Genomic DNA, 21,608 nt, shown 5'->3' with positions numbered 1-21,608 from the left:
TCATACCTCGTTGAGCGATTGAGCGGCATCCAACGCCGCGCGGCCACGGGGGCCGTGGAAATATTCGTGAATCCAGGCGTCGTCCGTTTCCGAGACGATATCGATGGCGTCCGCCACCAGCACTTTTTTCTGAGCCAGCACCGCGACGCGGTCGGTGATGGTGTATAGCGTGTCGAGGTCGTGGGTGACCAGGAACACGCTCAAGCCCAGGGCATCGCGCAGGGTCAGGATCAACTGGTCGAATTGCGCCGCGCCGATCGGATCGAGGCCGGCGGTGGGTTCATCGAGAAACAGGATGTCCGGATCCAGCGCCAGCGCTCGGGCCAGGGCTGCGCGTTTGATCATGCCGCCGGACAGTGACGCCGGGTACTTGTCGGCCGCCGACAGCGGCAGCCCGGCCAGCGCCAGTTTGACCGCCGCCAGATGCTCGGCGTCGGCGCGGCTGAGGCCGGCGTGTTCGATCAATGGCAGGGCGACATTTTCGGTGACGGTCAGCGAAGAAAACAGCGCGCCCTTCTGGAACAGCACGCCAAAGCGCCGTTCCACCAGCGAGCGTTCATGTTCCGACAGGTTCGGCAGGTTCTTGCCGAACACGCGCACCTCGCCTTCGTTGGGCCGGCGCAGGCCGACGATGCTGCGCAACAGCACCGACTTGCCGCTGCCGGAGCCACCGACCACCGCAAGGATCTCGCCTTTATACAGATCCAGGTCGAGGTTCTCGTGCACGCTCTGGCTGCCGAAGCGGTTGCACAGCCCGCGTACTTCAATGACCGCCTCAGTGGGCGCACGGTGTAGACGACTCACCAGCCCATCTCCATGAAAAACATCGCCGCGACCGCATCCAGCACGATCACGACAAAAATCGATTGCACCACGCTGGAGGTGGTGTGGGCGCCGACCGACTCGGCGCTGCCACTGACCTTGAAGCCTTCCAGGCAACCGATGGCGGCGATCAGGAAGGCGAAGATCGGTGCCTTCACCATGCCCACCAGAAAGTGCTGCACACCGATGTCCGATTGCAGCAGCGAGAGAAACATCGCCGGCGAGATATCCAGCGCCACCGCACACACGACGCCGCCACCGATGATCCCCGAGAGCATCGCCAGGAAGGTCAGCATCGGCAGCGCCACCAAGAGCGCCAACACACGAGGCAGGACCAGCAGTTCCATCGGGTCCAGGCCCAGGGTGCGGATGGCGTCGATTTCTTCGTTGGCCTTCATCGAGCCGATTTGCGCGGTGAAGGCGCTGGCGGTGCGGCCGGCGATCAGGATCGCGGTGAGCAATACGCCGAATTCGCGCAGAAATGAGAAGGCCACCAGGTCCACGGTAAATATCGTCGCGCCGAAACTTTTGAGCACCGTGGCCCCAAGGAACGCCACCACGGCGCCCACCAGAAACGTCAGCAGGGCCACGATGGGCGCGGCGTCAAGGCCGGTTTGTTCGATATGCGCCACCATGGGCGTCAGGCGCCAGCGTTTGGGGCGCAAAATGCCACGGGCGAAGGTTTCGAGGATCAGGCCGATAAAACCCAGCAGTTTCATCGCGTCCTGCCACACCGTGTCTACCGCTCGGCCGATGCGGGCCAGCAGTTGAATGCCGGTGGCTTCTTCGGGTTCCTTGAGCGGCACGCAGAAATCATTCAACGAGTGGTAGACGGTCTTGAGCAAGGCGCGGTCGGCGGCGGACAGGCTGCAATCGGCTCGCTCGGCGGAGTGCTCGATACGGTCCGGGCCCAGCAGTTCCACCAGCAGCGATGCGCCGGCGGTATCCAAAGTGCCGAGGCCATTGAGGTCGATGTGGGCACCGGCGTCGTATTGGCCGTCGAGCGTGTTCGACAGCTTTTTCAGGTGGGCGTAGTGGGCAAGCGTCCAGTCCCCCGTAATCCTGAGTAACGGCGGAGTGGTGGACGTATCGAGGTGGGCTGCGCCGGCCGTCGTACTGGTGGTCATAAGCTCCGAGCTTGTCTGGTTATCCACAATTGCTACGTAATAGCACGATCCGCCCTACTTCGGGTTGTCCGTTTGTGCGGTGTCAGTGACTTTGAAGCGCAACACGCCGATGACTTGCCCGTCTTCGGTCAGCACGCGCACTTGCCAGCGGCCCACCGAATCCGCTGGGAAGTTCTGCTTATGGGTCCAGGCGCGATAGCCTTCCTTGCGCCCGCCGTGGATATCCAGGGCAATGCGATCAACCTCTTTGCCATTGAATTTCCACACATGATAGATCCGCTCATCCAGGCCGCGCGGCGCGTTGATCGCGGTATAGGCGTACAGCCCGTCGCTGCGCAGTTGGGCGGCGTTGACCTCCTTGAGGTCATCGCCGGGCGTGCGATCTTGCAGTTGGGTGCTGATAGCCACCTCGGTCATCCACAACGTGGCCGGCGGCACCCAGGTGCGCAGGAACCAGCCGGCGCAACCAATGGCCGCCGTCACCCCCAGCAGCATCGCCCAGCCTTTGACGCTGCGCAGCGGCAGGCTTGCGGCCAGGCTTGGGATCGACAGTGCCATGGCCACGCCCAGGGCCAATTTGTAACTTTCGGCGGTGGTCAGGTGCAGGATGATCGGCAGCGCAGTGAGCAGCGCGGCGAACAGGGTCAAGGTGTGCAGTGCGAGGAACAGCGAGCGCTTGGGCGCCAGCCACTTGTAGTACAGCGGGTCGGTGATCGACACCAGTGCCGCTGCGCCGAGTAAACCGGTGAAGATCGATTGGCCGCTGTTCCATGTGGTGGTGACAAAGAAAAACGGCAACACAAAAAACAGACTCTCCTGATGGATCATCTGGGTGGCGTAGCGCAACAGGGGCTCGGGGATTTCCCGGTTGAAGACTTTGGCAAACAGTTGGGTAAAGCTGTTCTCCAGCATCAGCCACAGCCAGCTCACTAGCATGATCACCGCGATCCAACTGGCCATGCCTTGCTGGCGATCCACCAGAATGAAGCTGCACACGCCCGAGATAAAACCGCCGAGTGCGATCACCCCGGGGTAGCGCTTGATCAGCTCCAGGATTCGCTGGATAAGGGGCGGCAGGTTTGGCATGGGCGGTTCACAGTCGGAGTAGGAAAAATCGCCGGACAGAATAACGTCTTAGCCTGGTGTGCGGTGCTTCATTGCGTGATCCGTTTGCGATAAAGCCTGAGGCCAATCAATAGCATGGCGATCAGTCCCAGCACGCCGGCACCGATCCACGTCAGGGCGTCATAGCTCAATAGCGGCTTTTCGATGCGCCAATAGCCCGGCTGGTTGAATACTTGGCGCATGGCCTGGTTGGTTTGCTCAAGGTTAACCGCCTTGATGCGTTTGACCGGGTCGCTGAAGTGTCCGTCGGCGTAGTCGCCCGATGCGCGCCAGTAATAGTCGGCCAACTCGCTGTTGCCCTGCACGGCCCAGGCTTGGCGCGCGATGGCGGCTTGTTGCAGGCGGCTGAAAGTGGCCGGGTCGAGGCCGTCCTTGAGCAATTGCGTCTTGAGGTCTTGCAGTACCTGTTCCGCTTCGCCGAGGTCGCCCCGTTCAAGGTCGGCATTCAGGCTCAGGAAACCTACGCCGCCGAGCACTTCGCGCTCACTCCAGGGGCCATAGGACAAACCGTGCTTGAGGCGCAGTTGGCGGTACAACGCCCAGTCGAGGTAGTCCTTGAGCAGGTCGTAGGTTTCATCGTGCTGGTCGTCCAGCACCGGTTCCGGGAACAGCCAGTGCAACTTGGCTCCGTTACCGAGCCAGCCGTGGATCAAGTCACGGTGGCTGGCGGCGGCGTGCTGGATCTCCGGCAGCGGCCGATGCTCGCTCGGCTCCACCGGCTCAAGTTGACCATAGGTGCGTTCCAGATAAGCCGGCAGTACCTTGTCGAGCTCGCCGACGACGATCAGGGTCATGTTGTTGGGGGCATACCAATTTTTGCGCAGCGCTTGCAACTGATTACGGGTCAGGTGGTTGACCTGAGCCCGTTCGGCGCATTTGAGTCCCAGTTCGACAGCCAGTTGATTGCTGGCGCTGTGGCCCAGGTCCTGGCGGTCGAGCAAGCGTTGCAGGTGCGAGTAATGGCCTCCGTCTTCGCGTTCGACCACTTGCTTGGCCGCATTGATGTGCGCGTCGGTGAGTTCGGTGCGGGTAATGATGGCCAGCAGCAGGTCCAGCACCTTGCGCTGGTTTTGTGCCGGCGCCTCGATCACAAAGGTGGTGTCGGCGTTGCTGGTATAGGCATTCCATTCGCCGCCCAAGGCTTGCATACGGTCTTCGAGGTCACCCTCGCCTGCGCCGTCGATGCCGCTGAAGAGCACGTGTTCGAGCAGGTGCGGCAGTTCTTTGTCCTCACAACCGAAGTCATCCAGGCCGACACCGACCACCAGGCGGATGGCCACGTGCCCGCGTTCGGTGCCCGGCTTGAGCAGCACTTGCAGGCCGTTGGGCAAGGTGTAGCCCTCGACGTGCAGGCGGTCAAAGGCAAAGGTATATGCCGAACCCATGAGCAGGCAGGCGAATAACAGGCGACGCATAACAAACTTCCCGGCGGGTGAGGTCCACTGTTAACTGACTTCACGCACCATCGTACGTTCAGGGCGAATGGGTGATGTCGGCAATATCTTCAGTGGAGAGCGCACCGGTGTCAGAGGTTTCCAGCACCACATAAGCGCTGCTGCAAAACAGCGAGTTGAGGCGCTTCATGTCGGCAATCAGTTCCAGGTGCAGGGAACTGGTCTCCAGGCTTTGTACGATCTTGCGTTGCAGGCGGCTGACATGGGCGTGAGCCAAGCGCCGTTCCTGGGCACGAAAGCGGCGCTTCTCGCGCAGCAATTGCCGGGCACTTTCCGGGTCGGCGCTGAGGAATACCGACAGCCCCAGGCGCAGGTTGGCGATCAACTGGCCGTGCAGGCCAGTGAGTTCTTCCAGGCCCACTTCGGAAAACTGCCGGCGCTGGGAGGTTTTCTGCTGCTGGACTTTGCGCAGCATGCGTTCGATCAGGTCGCCGGCCAGTTTCAAGTTGATCGACAACTCGATGATCTCGGCCCAACGGCGGCTGTCGTGTTCACTGAGGTCTTCGCGGGGCATTTGCGCGAGGTACAGCTTGATTGCGCTGTAGAGCGCCTCGACGTCATCGCTGAGGCTGCGCATTTCCTGGGTGATGGCGGTCTGCTTGCCGCGTAGCACCTCTTGCATGGCGGTGAGCATGTTGTCGATCAGGTCGCCCAGGCGCAGGGTTTCGCGGGCGGCGTTGGCCAGGGCCAGGCTGGGTGTATCCAGGGCGGCCGGGTCCAGATGGCGCGGCTTGGCTTTGCCATTGGTCTCCGGCTGTTCCGGCAGCAGCCAGGCGCAGAGACGGGCCATCGGGCCGATGCTGGGCAGCAGGATCAAGCAGCGGCTGACGTTGTAGAGCAGATGGAAGGTGATGACCATGCCCTGGGTGCTGAAGTCCAAACCATCCATCCAGCGTACGAGGGGGTCGAGTATCGGAATGATCAGCAACAGGCCGATGAGTTTGTACAACAGGCTGCCCAGGGCCACCTGGCGTCCGGCGGCGTTCTGCATGTTGGTACTGAGGAAGGCCAGCACGCCGCTGCCGATGTTGGCACCGATCACCAGGCCGATGGCCACGTGCAGGCCGATCACCCCGGCACCGGCCAGGGTCGCGGTCAGCAGCACAGCGGCCAGGCTGGAGTAGGAAATCATCGCGAACAGGGCGCCGACCAGGGCATCGAGCAAGATATCGCCGGTCAGCGAGGCAAAGATGACTTTGACGCCCTGGGCATGGGTAATCGGCCCAGCAGCTTCGACAATCAATTGCAGCGCCAGAATGATCAGGCCCAGGCCGATGCCGACACGGCCCATCTGCCCTGCCCGCGTCTGTTTGCGCGACAGGAAGAAAATCACCCCGAGAAAAATCAACAGCGGCGAAAGCCAGGACAAATCGAACGTCAGCACCCGCGCCATCAACGCCGTACCGACGTCGGCGCCGAGCATGGTTGCCAGGGCGGGCATCAACCCCATCAAGCCCTGGCCGACAAACGAAGTCACCAGCATGGCCGTGGCGTTACTGCTCTGCACCATGGCCGTCACCAGGATCCCGGCGACAAACGCCAACCAGCGTTTGGACATGTTCTGCCCGATGACTTGGCGCAAGTTGGAACCGTAGACCCGCAAGATGCCGGTACGGACGATGTGCGTGCCCCAGATCAGCAGGGTCACGGCGGAAAGCAGATTGAGCAAGGTCAGCATGCTCGGCCCCCCGTATAGGTGCGCTCCAAAAAGAGCGAAGGAAAGTTGCCGCGTGCCGTTCTACGTCTTGTAGTTAAGCTGTAGTTGGCGAATGGGCTCTGCGCCAGCATCGCATAGCTAAAGTGAGGTTTGAAATAAAACTGTCATGAAATCGACTTTTCGTGGATGAAAAAAAAGAGGCTTAAAAAGCCTCTTTTTTTGTCTGGCTCGGGTCATTGACCCGGAATGTCCTTGCGCAGTTTCACCGGCTCCTGCTGTTTCTTCTTTTTCGCAATGGCGGTGCGCATCTTGATGTTGATCGCTTCCACCGCCAGCGAGAACGCCATGGCGAAGTAGACGTAGCCTTTTGGCACGTGCACGTCGAAGGATTCGGCGATCAGCACTGTACCCACCACCAGCAGGAACGACAGCGCCAGCATTTTCAGCGACGGGTGCTTGTCGATGAATTCGCTGATGGTGCCGGCGGCCATCATCATCACCAGTACGGCGACGATGATCGCGGCCACCATGACCGGCACATGGGACACCATGCCGACGGCGGTGATCACCGAGTCCAGGGAGAACACGATGTCGATGATCGCGATCTGGATAATGGTGTAGATGAACTTGCCACCGGCACCTTTGGGCTCGTCGTGAGTTTCGTCTTCGCCTTCGAGCGCGTGGTACATCTCCTGGGAGCTTTTCCACAACAGGAACAAGCCACCGAAGAACAGGATCAGGTCGCGCCCGGAAATGCCTTGGCCAAACACCACGAACAGATCGGCGGTGAGTTGCATCACCCAGGTGATCGACAGCAGCAACAGGATTCGCGTGACCATGGCCAGAGCCAGGCCGAAGATCCGGGTGCGGGCCTGCATATGCTTGGGCATGCGGCTGACCAAGATCGAAATCATGATGATGTTATCGATACCCAGGACGATCTCGAGGGCCGTCAGGGTGAAGAAGGCAATCCAGATTTCCGGATTGGTCAGCCATTCCATGTGTATTCCTTTGAGCGAGTGTTAAACCGCGCGGCTGTCGCGCCGCGCGGTGGGGTTGTTACGGTTATAGAGTGCTGAACAGCGGAAAAATCCCCATCAGCAACGCGGCGAACATTATGCACAGGCACACCAGCACTGCCCACTTGAGGGTGAAGCGCTGGTGATCGCCAAACTCGATGCCGGCCAGGGCCACCAGCAGGTAGGTCGAGGGTACCAACGGACTCAGCAAGTGCACGGGCTGGCCAACGATGGAGGCGCGGGCCATTTCCACGGCGGTGATGCCGTAGTGGCTGGCGGCTTCGGCGAGTACTGGCAGTACGCCGTAGTAGAACGCATCGTTGGACATGAAGAAGGTGAACGGCATGCTCACCAAAGCGGTGATCACCGCCAGGTAAGGGCCCAGCGCATCCGGGATGACCGCCAGCAGGCTCTTGGACATGGCGTCGACCATGCCGGTGCCGGACAGGATGCCGGTGAAGATACCGGCGGCGAAGATCAGCCCGACGACCGCCAGCACACTTCCTGCGTGGGCCGCTACGCGATCCTTTTGCTGTTGCAGGCACGGGTAGTTGACGATCATGGCGATACTGAACGCCACCATGAACAGCACCGGCAGCGGCAGCAGGCCGGCGATCAGGGTGCACATCAGGGCGAAGGTCAGCGCGCCGTTGAACCAGATCAACTTCGGACGGCGGGCGTCCGGGTATTGCGAGACGCTGATCTCGCTGTGGTCGATCTCGTCGCCCTGCAGATGCAGCTCACCCAAGCGGGCACGCTCACGCTTGCCGTACAGGTAGGCAATCACCAGGATGGCAACCACACCAGCGGCCATGGCCGGGATCATCGGCACGAAGATGTCCGAGGGGTCCACATGCAGTGCGCTGGCGGCGCGTGCGGTCGGGCCGCCCCAAGGCGTCATGTTCATCACGCCACCGGCGAGGATGATCAAGCCGGCCATGATTCGCGGGCTCATGCCGATGCGCTGGTACAACGGCAGCATGGCGGCCACGCAAATCATGTAAGTGGTGGCGCCGTCACCATCGAGGGACACCACCAGGGCCAGGACGGCGGTGCCGACCGAGACTTTCAGTGGGTCGCCCTTGACCATCTTGAGGATCTTGCGCACGGCCGGGTCGAACAGGCCGGAGTCGATCATCAGGGCAAAATAGAGAATGGCGAACATCAGCATCACGCCGGTCGGCGCAAGCTTGGTAATGCCCGCGAGCATCATCGGGCCTATCTCCGGTGCAAAGCCACCAAACAAGGCGAACAGGATCGGTACGATGATCAAGGCGATCAGCGCGGACAGGCGCTTGGTCATGATCAGGAACATGAACGTAATGACCATGGCAAAGCCAAGGAAAGTCAGCATAGGGAAACTCCAGGCGTAGCGCGGCTAGGGAATGGCGAACCGGGTGGGGTCAGCGCAGAACGAAAAGCACGAGGCGTACGGGGGGAGTAGGGCTGAACAGGCGGGTACGGACGGACATCGGGAATCACCATTGTTGTTGTTAACAGTCGGTCTGTTGCCGACAGTGGGGCGATCCTAGACTTGAAACCTTTCAACCAGCTTTCGCTGAGTAAACAGGTGGTGGTGGGCAGATACGCGGTCTATGAATTTATGTAGATCCCACATTTGGACGGTGTTTGGCAGTGATTTTTCAGGGCAGTTCGAGGCCGCCGGCGGCCTTGTGCAGTTGGCGCAGATGCTCGCCCATTTGCTTGAGGTTGGCTTCGCAGGCGGCAATCTCGTCGGCACGGGAAGGGTCCAGCAGCGCCCTGACCTCTTTATCCAGATCGCCGGTCAACGACTGCAATTGCTTTTGGCGCTCGGCGCTTTCCGATTCCAGGCGTTTGGACTCCGACGGTTGCGGCAAGCCGTAGCCACCGCTGCCCAGCAGTTCAGCCGGACGGCTGAGGAAGCCACTGTTGGCGAGGATTTGCTGCAGGGTGTTGTTGGCTTGTTCCATGCCACCGTTTTTCAGCTCGCGGGCGCTGAGGTAGCGTTGCTTGACTTCGTCCTGGGCCAGCATCAGTTGCCTGCGATAGCTGGCTTGTTCCAGCAGTAGCAGGGCAGCGCTGGTGCGTAAGTCGGCCTGGCTGAACCACTGTCGTCGCTCGGCCGCACTCAGGGACAGCCAATCTTCAACCTGGGTCTGCTGGATTGGCAGGCGTTTGCGCAGCACATCAAACATCGCCTGATAGCGTTCGCGGAACGAGTCGAAGTGATAGCCCAGGCGCAATGCCTCGCGCTTGTCGTCAAGTACGCTGGTGTCGGCCAGGCCGCGGGCGCTGAGTACTTCCAGCAAGCCGTTGGGGGTGATGTTATCCAGGCCGGTCAGTTGTGGATTGGCGCTGCCGCTGCGCAACAGTTTCAGGCTTTCCACCGCGCAGTTGTTGGAAATGAAGAAGTAGTTGCCGTCGTAGCTCCAGTGCATTTCGGCGGCGTGCTCGACGGTGTCGGTGATCTCCTGGCGGTTGAGCTTCAGTGGCACCGAGGCCAGGCCGCGCAGTTCCGTCTTGGTGTACTCATCAATCACTTGGGCCAGCGGCAGTACGAACAATCGCGACGGGTATTTGCCGACCAGGCCATCCCAGCTCGACAGTTGCACGTCACCCACGAAAGCGCGGTACGACAGCACCAGGTGCTGGTCGAGGTCCATGCGACAGTCCGGGCCGCGCGGGCGGCCCGGTGCGCAGATCACCAGGCGCAACATGCTGTGGCCCCAGCGGCTCACCAGGTTCTGGTTGGCTTCGGCCAACAGGTAGTCGATTTCGTAGACGCGCTCGGGGTCGACCTGACCCAGCGGCGTCTTGGCAAAGTCGTTGCCGGCGTTCAGGAACGCGTAGGTCTTGGCGCAGGTGTCCTGCTCAGGTGGTGCCCAGCCGAAGTGTTCCTTGTAGTAGCGGAACAGCGCAGGGCGGCGGCAGGCGTAGCTGGGGTCGAGGAGAAAATACTCCATGTTGACCGCTACGAACTCCAGTGGGCTGGTGGTTTCGTAGAGATCCGGGCTGCGCGCAACTTGATGGTTGTGTTGCTCACGCTCACCGCGACGGCCGACGTATTGCGGCCAGCCGGCAAGGTCGAGCAGGCGGGGGTCGTCGCTGAGGGTAAAGCGGCGGTCATTCTGACCCCGGCATTGATCGGGCAGGCCGATCAGGCCGGTGATGTTGTTCTGGCGGCTGCAGCGATTGATCAGAGCGCGGTCGTCTTTGGACCACAGGCGTGCACGGTCGTAGATATGGGTCAGTTCATGCAGCACAGTGGCGAGCATTTCCCGGCGCACGGTGCCGTGGGGGCGATTGGTTTTCTGGGTGGCGGCGCTGCCATCGGTCAGGCTGGCGAGCAGGTTCCGGTTGAGGTCCAACTCGGACACCAGAGAAGCCTGGCCGTAGGCGTTTTTCGGCATCTTGTCGGTCCAGCCGACATCGATGCGCCGGTCCAACTGCTCGATAAAGCGCGGCGGCAAGGAGCGCATCGCTTCATCGAGCAACGCCTGGCTGGCCTGCTGTTCGGCCGGGCTCAAACCCTCGGTTATGAGCCTCAGTTGCAGGCTGGCCTGGGCGGTACCTGCACACAACAGCACAGCCCAGGCCAGTAGCCAGGCGGCGACGCGCCTCACAGTGCGAGGATGGCTTCAGCGAGAGTCTGGTCACTGGCATCGCGGGCTTCAGGTACGCGAGTTCGCAGGGTGTCGAAAGCAGCTTCCAGTTGGGCGCCGCGGATCTCGCCATTGGAGGCGACGAAACTGGCTGCGTCATCGTGGGCTTCACGCACGATTTTGGAATCGCGGATGGAGGTGGTGGTGTCCGAAGTGAAATCAATCGTGCGGGCCGAAGCACGTACGATGATGTTACTGGTGGCTTTCAGGGTTTGCGCGTGGGCGACATCGGCCAACAACAGCAGGCCGAGAGCGGCGGCGATCAGCGGGCTACGCATGGACTAACTCCAGAATACAAAGATGACTATTGGACGAGAATTGCTTGCGCCAGTTCAAGGTCGCTGGCGTTAAGTTTTGGCTGGGTACGGCGCAGGTAATCCAGTGCGGATTCCAGTCGGGCGCCCCGCCATTGGCCGTCTGTGGCTATATACGCGGCAGCGTCATCCCGGGCGGCCAGTATTCTTTTTCTGTCAAAGGGCGCTGATGTCACCTTGCTGGTGGCATAGGCACTGATGACGGTGCTCTGGGTGGACACATCAAAGGCTGATGCCAGTGGTGACCAGCAGGCGCAAATCAATACAGGAACAAACAACAGGCGGTATGAAAATGCCATGGGTCTCGACAACTGAAAGCGAGCGCCAAGGCTAGCGCAATGCCCGGGCGAGAGCCAGCGGCGATGCGTCCGGGAGCGGCGGCGCTCCCGGAATTTCATCTGCGATCAGATTGCCAGGATTGCCTGGGCCAACTGCGCATCAGTCGCGGTATTCAACTGTGGCGCTTGTTGGCGGATGTGAGCCAGGGCGCTTTCCAGTTTCACGCCACGGATGGCGCCTTCGCTGGCGACGAAGCTGGCGGCGTCGTCACGGGCGGCTTGTACCACCTTGTGGTCACGCAAGGAGGAGGTTGCATCGGAGCTGGCATCGGAAGTGGCTTTGAGCGCACCGACGATCGAGTCAGTGGTCACGATGAGGCTGCTCGCGTTGGCGTTGGCAGTGATGGCCAACAGGGCAGCAGCACTCAGCAGGCGGAGACGGGACATGGGTTAACTCCTGTAGATAGACAAATAATGCGGCGCAGAGCGGCCACTGTGAAACGGACATGGGTGCTATTGGGCATCAGACGTCTGTTCTACAAAGTTCGCCACGTGGTGGTGGATATTAAGCCGTCATCTGTCCGTTCGGAAGCCTGCAATTTAATTGTACTGGTGTTTTTTGGGATTTATAAAACTGTACTAGTCCACGTAAACCAGGCCGCTGATTCGGCGCCCATAAACAGCAAAGCCCGCCTCCGGTTTCCCGGGGCGGGCTTTGCTTTGACAAATCAGGGTGCTGGCGGTGGACCCGGCGGGTCAGGGCCAGCGAGCGCCAATTAGCGCCAGAACGGCTTGCTCAGCTCTTCGTAGCGTTGAGCTTCGCTGATACCGGCGTCAGCCAGCAGACGCGAATCCAGGCGAGCCAGTTGGTGGCGGCTGGAGATGCGGCGCTGCCACAACATCAGGTTGGCGAGAACGCGCAAAGGCAGGGAAGCCTGGGAGTTTACAGCTTTTTCTTCGAAGAACAGTTCGGAACTGAGTGTACGTTCCATGATGACATCCTTCCGCTTGTGGCGGGATTAGGTAGTGGTTTAACTGATGCCAATGATCCTCCTCTCGCGCAAGACTCTCTAGATACAGTTCACCTGTATTGTGAGAGGCCAGTTAACTGTTTATAGGTGCTGTACTGTACGGAAATGGGGCAACTGTACCTGTCTGCACTGAAACAGTGCGAAATAGGCATTTTCGGTGAAGGGAGTAGGATAATTCGGTAGGAAAAGACCGGTACAGCAGTACAGTTTTTTACGGATGTGTGGTTTGACCTGCCGAGCTGATGAAACTGTGTTTGCATCAGCCCGGATCTGTACCAATCAAGCCTTGAGCATATGCCCGGTTTCTTCCAAGTTGATGTGCCAACTCAGTGCTTCGCGCAGGATGTGCGGGGTATGCCCACCGATTGCACAGGCCGCGTCGAAGTAGCGGTTGAGCGCATCGCGGTAGGCCGGGTGCACGCAATTGTCGATGATCACGCGGGCCCGTTCCCGCGGCGCGAGGCCGCGCAGGTCGGCCAGGCCGACTTCGGTTACCAGGATGTCGACATCATGTTCGGTGTGGTCCACATGGCTGACCATCGGTACCACGCTGGAAATCGCGCCGCCCTTGGCTATCGACTTGGTCACAAAGATCGCCAGGTGTGCGTTGCGGGCGAAGTCCCCGGAGCCGCCAATGCCGTTCATCATCCGCGTACCGCAGACGTGGGTGGAGTTGACGTTGCCGTAGATGTCGAATTCCAGCGCGGTATTGATACCGATAATGCCCAGGCGACGCACCACTTCCGGATGGTTGGAGATCTCCTGCGGGCGCAGTACCAGCTTGTCTTTATAGTGTTCCAGGTTGCCGAATACATCGGCATTGCGCCGTTCCGACAGCGTGATCGAGCTGCCGGATGCAAAACTCAGCTTGCCGGCGTCGATCAGGTCGAACGTCGAATCCTGCAACACTTCCGAGTACATGGTCAGTTCTTCGAACGGCGATTCGATCAGGCCGCACATCACTGCGTTGGCGATATTGCCGATACCGGCCTGCAGCGGACCCAGTTTGTTGGTCATGCGCCCAGCGTCCACTTCTTGCTTGAGGAAGTTGATCAGGTGATTGGCGATGCCCTGCGTGTCGCTGTCGGGCGGCGTCACGGTTGAGGCTGAGTCGGCCTGGTTGGTGATCACAATGGCGACGATTTTCTCCGGTGGGATCGGAATTGCAGTGCTGCCGATGCGGTCGTCGACTTTGACCAGCGGAATCGGTGTGCGCGTCGGCCGGTAAGTCGGGATATAGATGTCGTGCAGCCCTTCCAGGTTCGGGTTGTGCGCCAGGTTGATCTCGACGATGACCTGCTTGGCGAATATCGCAAAGCTGGCTGAGTTGCCCACGGAGGTGGTCGGTACGATGTGCCCTTGTTCGGTAATCGCCACGGCTTCGATCACCGCGATGTCCGGCAACTTGAGTTGGTTGTTGCGCAGTTGCTCGACCGTTTCCGACAAATGCTGGTCGATAAACATCACTTCGCCGGCGTTAATCGCCTTGCGTAGGGTGCTGTCGACCTGGAATGGCATGCGGCGGGACAGCACGCCGGCTTCGGTCAGCTGTTTGTCCAGGTCGTTGCCCAGGCTGGCGCCGGTCATCAGGGTGATTTTCAGTGGAGAGGTCTTGGCGCGTTCCGCCAGTGCATGCGGAACGGCCTTGGCTTCACCGGCACGGGTGAAGCCGCTCATGCCGACGGTCATGCCGTCCTCGATCAGTGCGGCGGCGTCGGCCGGGCTCATGACCTTATTCAACAGCGAAGGCAAGCGGATACGATCACGGTACATGAATGGTTATCTCAGGCTACGGAAGCAAGGTGCGCAGTTTAGTGATTTCAAAAAAATTCGGCCCGCTACCATGGTCGAATGCCGGGCAGCGATTTAGAGCCTTTGGTCGGGTTTCATCAGGCCAATAAAAAACCCCAGCCTACCGGAGGCCAGGGTTCTGGGTATTGCGCTGGCGCAGTGTTATTCGACGGCCTTGACCATATCTTCGATGACCTTCTTGGCGTCGCCGAAGACCATCATGGTCTTGTCCAGGTAGAACAACTCGTTATCCAGGCCGGCATAACCGCTGGCCATCGAACGTTTGTTGACGATGATCGTCTTGGCCTTGAACGCTTCGAGGATCGGCATGCCGGCGATCGGTGAGTTCGGGTCGTTCTTGGCGGCTGGGTTGACCACGTCGTTGGCGCCCAACACCAGCACCACATCGGCCTGGCCGAATTCAGAGTTGATGTCTTCCATCTCGAACACTTGGTCGTAAGGCACTTCGGCCTCGGCGAGCAGCACGTTCATGTGCCCTGGCATCCGACCGGCCACCGGGTGGATCGCGTACTTCACGGTGACGCCGTGGTGGGTCAGCTTCTCGGTCAGCTCCTTGAGCGCGTGTTGCGCCCGAGCCACCGCGAGGCCATAGCCCGGCACGATGATCACGGTGTCGGCGTTGGTCAGCAGGAACGTCGCGTCGTCGGCCGAGCCCGACTTCACTGGGCGCGCTTCCTTGGAACCGGTCGCCGCGCCGGCGTCCGAGGTATTGCCGAAACCCCCCAGCAATACATTAAAGAAGGAGCGGTTCATTGCCTTGCACATGATGTACGAGAGGATCGCGCCGCTGGAGCCTACCAGGGAGCCGGCGATGATCAGCATCGAGTTGTTCAGCGAGAAGCCGATACCCGCCGCTGCCCAGCCGGAGTAGCTGTTGAGCATCGATACGACGACGGGCATGTCGGCGCCGCCAATCGGGATGATGATCAGCACGCCGAGCACGAAGGCCAGGGCCAGCATCAGCGCGAACGCTGTGAGGTTGCCCGTGAACATGAACGCCAGGCCCAGGCCCAATGTTGCGAGGCCGAGCACCAAGTTCAGCTTGTGCTGGCCGCCGAACTGTACGGGTGCGCCCTGGAACAGGCGGAACTTGTACTTGCCCGACAGTTTGCCGAACGCGATCACTGAGCCTGAGAAGGTAATCGCACCGATGGCGGCACCGAGGAACAGCTCCAGGCGGTTGCCGGCAGGGATCGAGTCGCCCAGGTGTTTGACGATACCCAGGGATTGCGGCTCGACCACGGCGGCAATCGCGATGAACACGGCTGCCAGGCCGATCATGCTGTGCATGAAGGCTACCAGCTCCGGCATCTTGGTCATTTCTACGCGCTTGGCCATGATCGAGCCGGCGGTGCCGCCGATCAGCAGGCCGACAATCACGTAGCCGATACCGGCGGTGGCCAGCTCCGCGCCGAGCTTATAGATGAGGCCTACGGTGGTGAGTACAGCCAGCGCCATGCCGAGCATGCCGAACAGGTTGCCGCGTCGCGAAGTGGTAGGGTGCGACAGGCCTTTGAGGGCCTGGATGAAGCAGATCGACGCGATCAGGTAGAGCGTCGTTACCAGGTTCATACTCATTACTTCTGCACCTCTTCTTTAACTTTGGGCGCTTTCTTCTTGAACATCTCCAGCATCCTGCGAGTGACCAGGAAGCCGCCGAATACGTTGACCGCCGCCAGGGCGACAGCCAAGGTGCCCATGGTCTTGCCCAGTGGCGTCACGGTGAGTGCCGCGGCCAGCATGGCGCCGACGATGACAATTGCGGAAATAGCGTTGGTCACGGCCATCAAAGGCGTGTGCAGTGCGGGGGTAACGTTCCAGACCACGTGATAACCGACATAAATGGCCAGCACAAAGATGATCAGGTTGTAGATACCGGGGGAGATAAGCTCTTCCATCGTCTGAATCCCTGCTTAGGCGTTTTTGCGGATGACTTGGCCGTCGCGGCACATCAGGCACGCGGCGACGATGTCGTCTTCGAGGTTGATTTCAAACTGCCCTTCCTTGGTGAAGACCAGCTTCAGGAAGTCCAGCAGGTTGCGCGCATACAAGGCAGACGCGTCCGCGGCGACGGCACCGGCCAGGTTGGTTGGGCCGCAAATGATGACGCCGTTTTCCACCACCACCTGGTCAGCCACGGTCAGCGGGCAGTTGCCGCCTTGGGCGGCCGCGAGGTCGATGACCACTGACCCCGGCTTCATTTGTGCAACTGTTTCCGCGCTCAGCAGAGTCGGTGCCTTGCGGCCTGGAATCAACGCGGTGGTGATGATGATGTCAGCCTGCTTGGCGCGTTCGTGCACCGCCAGGGCCTGGCGCTGCATCCAGCTGCTCGGCATCGGGCGTGCGTAACCACCGACACCGACGGCGCATTCGCGCTCTTCATCGGTTTCGTACGGAACGTCGACGAACTTGGCGCCGAGGGATTCGATCTGCTCTTTGACGGCCGGGCGCACGTCGGAAGCTTCGATCACTGCACCCAGACGTTTCGCTGTCGCGATAGCCTGGAGACCGGCAACCCCGGCACCCAGGATCAGTACACGGGCAGCCTTAACGGTGCCTGCGGCGGTCATCAGCATCGGCATGAAGCGTGGGTAGTGGTGAGCGGCGAGCAACACGGCTTTATAGCCGGCAATGTTGGCCTGGGAGGAAAGTACATCCAGGCTCTGGGCCCGCGACGTGCGTGGAGCGGCTTCGAGTGCGAATGCAGTGATGCCGTGCTCGGCCAGCTTGGCGATGGTTTCGTTGCTGAACGGATTGAGCATGCCCACCAATACGGTACCGCTTTTGATCAGCGCCAGTTCGCTGTCGCTGGGGGCAACCACCTTGAGAATTAGCTCGGCACCCAATGCATCGTTGGCACTGCCAATGGTTGCGCCTGCCGTTTCATAGGCACTGTCGACGATGCTGGCTTTGACGCCCGCTCCGCTTTGCACAGTGACCTTATGGCCCTGGCCGATCAGCTTCTTGATGGTTTCCGGGGTGGCAGCCACCCGCGTTTCACCGGTCTGGGTTTCGAGAGGAACACCAATGTGCACGTCAAATCTCCTGCATGATCTTTTTGCTTTTGATCTTTTTGTAAAAAGGCCAGTGCACCGCGAGTGGCGCATCTGGGGCGGCCGATCAGCACGATCCCGCTGAAATGACAGCGGGGCGCGGCATTTTGCAGGCGAACTTTACGGCCTTCAAGAGATTATGACGGGTGACGAAAAATTAACTACAAGTCACCCTGTGACTGATTGTCGCAATGCCCTGGAATAACCTCTTTAAATACAGGTGTTTAAAGGTATTCAGGTGTTTTTTTGGTTTTTTTGCATCGTTGCTGTGAATGGTCGCGTATTGGCCGTTTTAAGTCGCTACAGGCCATGTAGATTGTGGCTTTTGGCCTCATTTTTTATCAATCAGTACAGTCTGCTTAAATGCGACATATACGTATATCTGTAGGATTGAAATTTTTTTGACTACACGGTCAATAATCCGGGATTTCCCCTTTAAATGCTTGGGATGTAGCGTTGTGATTGATCGATCAGCCAATCCCTGAATGCGTGCAATGACGCTGATTCGACTTTTCGCTCGGGAATCATCAGGTAGTAAGCCTTCGAGCTGCTCAGTGCCTTGGCGTTGGCAATCACCAACTGCCTCTCATCCAGCTCGCGTTGGATGAGAAAGGGTGGAATCAGGGCGATGCCCATGTCATGCATGGCTGCCTGGGACAACATCGAGAATAGCTCGTAACGGGGGCCTGTCATGTCGCGGGGTATGTTCAAGTGTTGCGCGTTGAACCATTGGCGCCAGGCATAGGGTCGAGTGGTTTGCTGCAGCAGCGGCAGTTCTGCGATCTGCTGAGGGCTGAAGTGAGTGTGGGTACCCAGTAAGCGCGGGCTGCACACGGGAACCGGGTTTTCACCCATCAGTCGATGGGATTCGGTGCCGGACCAGTCGGCATCGCCAAAGTAGATTGCGGCATCGAACTCGGTGTCGGCGAACAGAAAGGGGCGCGTGCGGTTGGTCAGGTTGACCGTGACTTCCGGGTGCTGGCGTTGAAAATCCTTGAGCCGTGGGATCAGCCATTGAGTGCCGAAAGTAGGGACTACGGCCAGTTCGATGACATTAGTGCCCTGCTGCCCCATGACCGACAAGGTGTCGCGTTCCACGGCATCCAATTGCATGGCGACGCGACGGCTATAGGACAGCCCTGCTTCCGTCAGCTTTACCCCGCGCCGCGAGCGCCGAAACAGCTCGACACTTAAAAACTCTTCAAGACTGGCGATCTGTCGACAGATGGCGCCCTGGGTAATGGAAAGCTCATGCGCCGCCTTGGTAAAGCTCTCGTGGCGGGCCGCCGCTTCGAAACTGACGAGGGCGGTGGTACTGGGGATTTTTCTGCGCATGTACGGTGTACTCACTTACTAAAGCGCGTGTGTGTGGTTCTTGGCGATTTCGAAGTGAGAAATTAGCACAACCCTATGAGGAAACCTCGTTTGCCCTCTGCGTTTGCTCGGCCTAGGCTCCATCCACGACTTCTGATTCTTTGCGCGAGGACTTATTCATGGCTGGCAAGGCAAGCTTCAACTGGATCGATCCGCTGTTGTTGGATCAACAGCTCACCGAAGAAGAGCGCATGGTGCGTGACAGTGCTGAGCAATTTGCCCAGGACAAGCTGGCGCCGCGTGTCCTCGAAGCTTTCCGCCATGAAAAAACCGACCCTGCGATCTTCCGCGAAATGGGGGAAACCGGCCTGCTGGGGGCGATGATTCCCGAACAGTACGGTGGCAGTGGTTTGAACTACGTCAGCTATGGGCTGATTGCGCGTGAAGTGGAGCGCGTAGATTCCGGCTATCGTTCGATGATGAGTGTGCAGTCGTCACTGGTCATGGTGCCGATCAATGAATTTGGTACTGAGGCACAGAAGCAGAAGTACCTGCCGAAATTGGCCTCTGGCGAATGGATTGGCTGTTTTGGTCTGACCGAACCCAATCATGGGTCTGACCCGGGCGCAATGATTACCCGCGCGCGCAAGGTGGAGGGTGGCTACAGCCTGACGGGCGCCAAAATGTGGATCACCAATAGTCCCATCGCCGATGTGTTTGTGGTGTGGGGCAAGGACGATGCCGGCGATATCCGTGGTTTTGTCTTGGAGAAAGGCTGGAAAGGTCTGAGCGCTCCGGCGATTCATGGCAAGGTTGGGTTGCGTGCTTCCATCACTGGCGAGATCGTCATGGATAACGTGTTTGTGCCGCAAGAGAATATCTTCCCGGATGTGCGAGGTTTGAAAGGGCCGTTCACCTGCCTCAACTCTGCGCGTTACGGTATTTCCTGGGGGGCGCTGGGTGCGGCTGAGTTTTGCTGGCATACCGCCCGTCAATACACCCTCGATCGTCAGCAGTTCGGCCGTCCTTTGGCGGCGACCCAGCTGATCCAGAAGAAGCTGGCCGACATGCAAACCGAGATCACTCTTGCTCTGCAAGGCTGCCTGCGTCTGGGGCGTATGAAGGATGAGGGTACGGCCGCGGTTGAGATTACCTCGATCATGAAGCGAAACTCGTGTGGCAAGTCCCTGGATATCGCGCGTATGGCGCGGGACATGCTGGGGGGGAACGGTATCTCCGATGAGTTCGGCGTCGCACGTCACTTGGTCAACCTGGAGGTGGTGAATACCTACGAAGGTACTCATGACGTGCATGCCCTGATCCTGGGGCGTGCACAAACCGGTCTTCAGGCCTTCTACTAAATAGGAGCACGGCATGGGCGCGCTTTCGCACCTGAGGGTGCTGGATTTATCGCGAGTGTTGGCGGGGCCATGGTCCGGGCAGATTCTCGCGGACCTTGGGGCGGAAGTCATCAAGGTCGAGCGGCCAGGTGTGGGCGACGATACGCGAGCATGGGGTCCGCCGTTCCTCAAGGATGCTGATGGCGAGAGCACCAGCGAGGCGGCGTATTATCTGTCGGCGAATCGTAACAAGGAGTCGGTGACCATCGATTTCACGCGGCCAGAGGGGCAGAAACTGGTACGCGACCTGGCGGCCAAGTCCGACATACTGATCGAAAACTTCAAGGTAGGTGGGCTGGCAACCTATGGGCTGGATTATGAGTCGCTCAAGGAGCTCAATCCGGAGCTGATCTATTGCTCGATAACGGGCTTCGGTCAGACGGGGCCTTACGCGACGCGTCCCGGTTACGACTTTATGATTCAGGGGCTGGGCGGACTCATGAGTCTGACCGGTCGACCCGAGGGTGATGATGGGGCTGGGCCGGTGAAGGTTGGCGTGGCTTTGACCGACATCCTGACGGGGCTTTACTCGACCGTAGCGATCCTCGCCGCGCTGGCTCATCGGGATCATGACGGTGGCGGCCAGCATATCGATATGGCTCTGTTGGATGTGCAGGTGGCATGCCTGGCTAACCAAGCCATGAATTACCTGACGACGGGAGTGCCGCCAAAGCGTCTTGGTAATGCGCATCCGAATATCGTGCCCTATCAGGATTTCCCCACGGCTGATGGTGACTTCATATTGACGGTGGGTAACGACGGTCAATTTCGTAAGTTCGCTGAAGTGGCCGGCCGGCCGATGTGGGCAGATGACCCGCGCTTTGCAACCAATAAGGCGCGAGTGGCCAACCGTGCGGAGCTGATTCCGTTAATTCGCCAGGCTACGGTCTTCAAGACGACGGCTGAGTGGGTGTCACAGTTGGAGCAAGTGGGCGTGCCGTGTGGGCCGATCAATGATTTGGCACAGGTGTTCGCCGACCCTCAGGTCAGGGCGCGTGGCTTGGCGATGACGCTACCCCATGGCTTGGCGGGGGTGGTACCTCAGGTTGCCAGCCCGATCAGGTTGTCCAAGACTCCAGTGGAGTATCGGAGTGCGCCTCCTCTATTAGGTGAGCATACCGTCAAGGTGCTGCAAGACGTTCTGGGATTGATGCCGGCCAGTGTCGCTGCTTTAAGAGAGGCAGGAGTAATCTGAAAGCGGTCTTCTATATAGAAGGCGCTGGAGCGGCTTGGTTGTTTTTTGAACAAAGGCAACTGTTTGATAGGAAAGAAGAATTAATGGTTGACGGCGAATTATATCTGTCTATAATTCGCCCCACTTCCGGTGCAGTCGAAACTTAAAACTCCTTGGTAAACAAGAGGTTACGAAGATTTAGGCAGCGAATGGCTTCAGTTCATCGAAGCCCAGAAGGAGTTGGTAGGGCGGTGTTGTTTGGCTCTATCAACGGTTCGATCTTCTCGGTCGAAAGCGGAGAAAAAGAGGTGTTGACAGCAGCGTGTAACGCTGTAGAATTCGCCTCCCGCTAACGAGAGATCGGAAGCGCAAGTGGTTGAAGTT

The 21,608-nt window shown here is 59.4% G+C and carries 19 protein-coding genes; 2 read left to right on the top strand and 17 right to left on the bottom strand.

Translation table 11 applies throughout. The annotated features are described in order from the left end of the window. From JBE38_RS10150 to JBE38_RS10070, 17 genes are all read right to left on the bottom strand, one after another. Positions 1–804 carry an ABC transporter ATP-binding protein gene (locus tag JBE38_RS10150; protein WP_060756476.1) on the bottom strand — a complete coding sequence of 268 codons (804 nt, stop codon included), beginning with the start codon at positions 802–804 and terminating at the stop codon, positions 1–3. Beyond that, positions 801–1,949, bottom strand: coding sequence for an MlaE family ABC transporter permease (locus tag JBE38_RS10145; RefSeq protein ID WP_060756475.1), 1,149 nt, complete (start codon positions 1,947–1,949; stop codon positions 801–803). The genes JBE38_RS10150 and JBE38_RS10145 overlap by 4 nt, the downstream gene beginning before the upstream one ends. Before the next feature lie 54 nt (positions 1,950–2,003). Then, entirely contained in the window at positions 2,004–3,035 is a 1,032-nt protein-coding gene (locus tag JBE38_RS10140) for a DUF5924 family protein (RefSeq protein WP_060756474.1), read from the bottom strand. Positions 3,036–3,103: 68 nt separating this feature from the next. Continuing rightward, complete coding sequence (locus JBE38_RS10135; RefSeq protein ID WP_205344237.1) at positions 3,104–4,489, bottom strand: M16 family metallopeptidase; 1,386 nt, start codon at positions 4,487–4,489, stop codon at positions 3,104–3,106. 58 nt (positions 4,490–4,547) lie between these two features. Then, positions 4,548–6,206 carry a Na/Pi cotransporter family protein gene (locus JBE38_RS10130; RefSeq protein WP_060756472.1) on the bottom strand — a complete coding sequence of 553 codons (1,659 nt, stop codon included), beginning with the start codon at positions 6,204–6,206 and terminating at the stop codon, positions 4,548–4,550. A 212-nt stretch (positions 6,207–6,418) separates the two neighbouring features. Beyond that, a complete protein-coding gene (locus tag JBE38_RS10125; RefSeq protein WP_060756471.1) occupies positions 6,419–7,186 on the bottom strand; it encodes a TerC family protein in 768 nt (255 codons plus the stop codon). Positions 7,187–7,250: 64 nt separating this feature from the next. Further along, complete coding sequence (locus tag JBE38_RS10120; RefSeq protein WP_060756470.1) at positions 7,251–8,558, bottom strand: CitMHS family transporter; 1,308 nt, start codon at positions 8,556–8,558, stop codon at positions 7,251–7,253. A 289-nt stretch (positions 8,559–8,847) separates the two neighbouring features. Then, complete coding sequence (locus tag JBE38_RS10115) at positions 8,848–10,809, bottom strand: DUF7844 domain-containing protein (protein ID WP_205344236.1); 1,962 nt, start codon at positions 10,807–10,809, stop codon at positions 8,848–8,850. Further along, positions 10,806–11,126 carry a DUF2388 domain-containing protein gene (locus JBE38_RS10110; protein ID WP_060756468.1) on the bottom strand — a complete coding sequence of 107 codons (321 nt, stop codon included), beginning with the start codon at positions 11,124–11,126 and terminating at the stop codon, positions 10,806–10,808. The genes JBE38_RS10115 and JBE38_RS10110 overlap by 4 nt, the downstream gene beginning before the upstream one ends. Before the next feature lie 26 nt (positions 11,127–11,152). After that, the gene (locus tag JBE38_RS10105; protein ID WP_081087082.1) at positions 11,153–11,461 is read right to left on the bottom strand and encodes a DUF2388 domain-containing protein; all 309 of its coding nucleotides are present in this window, start codon (positions 11,459–11,461) and stop codon (positions 11,153–11,155) included. Positions 11,462–11,566: 105 nt separating this feature from the next. Next, positions 11,567–11,887, bottom strand: coding sequence for a DUF2388 domain-containing protein (locus tag JBE38_RS10100; RefSeq protein ID WP_060756467.1), 321 nt, complete (start codon positions 11,885–11,887; stop codon positions 11,567–11,569). Between the two features lie 329 nt (positions 11,888–12,216). Continuing rightward, positions 12,217–12,432, bottom strand: a complete 216-nt coding sequence (locus JBE38_RS10095; RefSeq protein ID WP_003170833.1) for a DUF1127 domain-containing protein — start codon at positions 12,430–12,432, stop codon at positions 12,217–12,219. A 318-nt stretch (positions 12,433–12,750) separates the two neighbouring features. Further along, positions 12,751–14,244: an acetyl-CoA hydrolase/transferase family protein gene (locus JBE38_RS10090; RefSeq protein WP_060756466.1), complete on the bottom strand. Its 1,494-nt coding sequence runs from the start codon at positions 14,242–14,244 to the stop codon at positions 12,751–12,753. A gap of 180 nt (positions 14,245–14,424) precedes the next feature. Further along, complete coding sequence (locus JBE38_RS10085; protein WP_060756465.1) at positions 14,425–15,861, bottom strand: NAD(P)(+) transhydrogenase (Re/Si-specific) subunit beta; 1,437 nt, start codon at positions 15,859–15,861, stop codon at positions 14,425–14,427. Then, positions 15,861–16,181 carry an NAD(P) transhydrogenase subunit alpha gene (locus JBE38_RS10080; protein WP_025854291.1) on the bottom strand — a complete coding sequence of 107 codons (321 nt, stop codon included), beginning with the start codon at positions 16,179–16,181 and terminating at the stop codon, positions 15,861–15,863. Before JBE38_RS10080 ends, JBE38_RS10085 begins: the two co-directional genes overlap by 1 nt. A gap of 15 nt (positions 16,182–16,196) precedes the next feature. Continuing rightward, positions 16,197–17,318, bottom strand: a complete 1,122-nt coding sequence (locus JBE38_RS10075) for a Re/Si-specific NAD(P)(+) transhydrogenase subunit alpha (RefSeq protein WP_060756464.1) — start codon at positions 17,316–17,318, stop codon at positions 16,197–16,199. Between the two features lie 453 nt (positions 17,319–17,771). Continuing rightward, complete coding sequence (locus tag JBE38_RS10070; RefSeq protein WP_060756463.1) at positions 17,772–18,671, bottom strand: LysR family transcriptional regulator; 900 nt, start codon at positions 18,669–18,671, stop codon at positions 17,772–17,774. 158 nt (positions 18,672–18,829) lie between these two features. Between JBE38_RS10070 and JBE38_RS10065 the strand changes: the two genes are divergently transcribed. Together JBE38_RS10065 and JBE38_RS10060 are read left to right on the top strand one after the other, a co-directional pair. After that, on the top strand, positions 18,830–20,011 hold the full coding sequence (locus JBE38_RS10065; protein WP_090367687.1) for an acyl-CoA dehydrogenase: 1,182 nt from the start codon (positions 18,830–18,832) through the stop codon (positions 20,009–20,011). Between the two features lie 13 nt (positions 20,012–20,024). Beyond that, positions 20,025–21,245, top strand: a complete 1,221-nt coding sequence (locus JBE38_RS10060; RefSeq protein WP_205344235.1) for a CaiB/BaiF CoA transferase family protein — start codon at positions 20,025–20,027, stop codon at positions 21,243–21,245. Positions 21,246–21,608: the final 363 nt, after the last annotated feature.

The organism is Pseudomonas sp. ICBG1301, assembly GCF_016918385.1.
Taxonomy (GTDB): domain Bacteria; phylum Pseudomonadota; class Gammaproteobacteria; order Pseudomonadales; family Pseudomonadaceae; genus Aquipseudomonas; species Aquipseudomonas palleroniana.
This window is presented reverse-complemented; position numbering and strand designations above follow the sequence as displayed.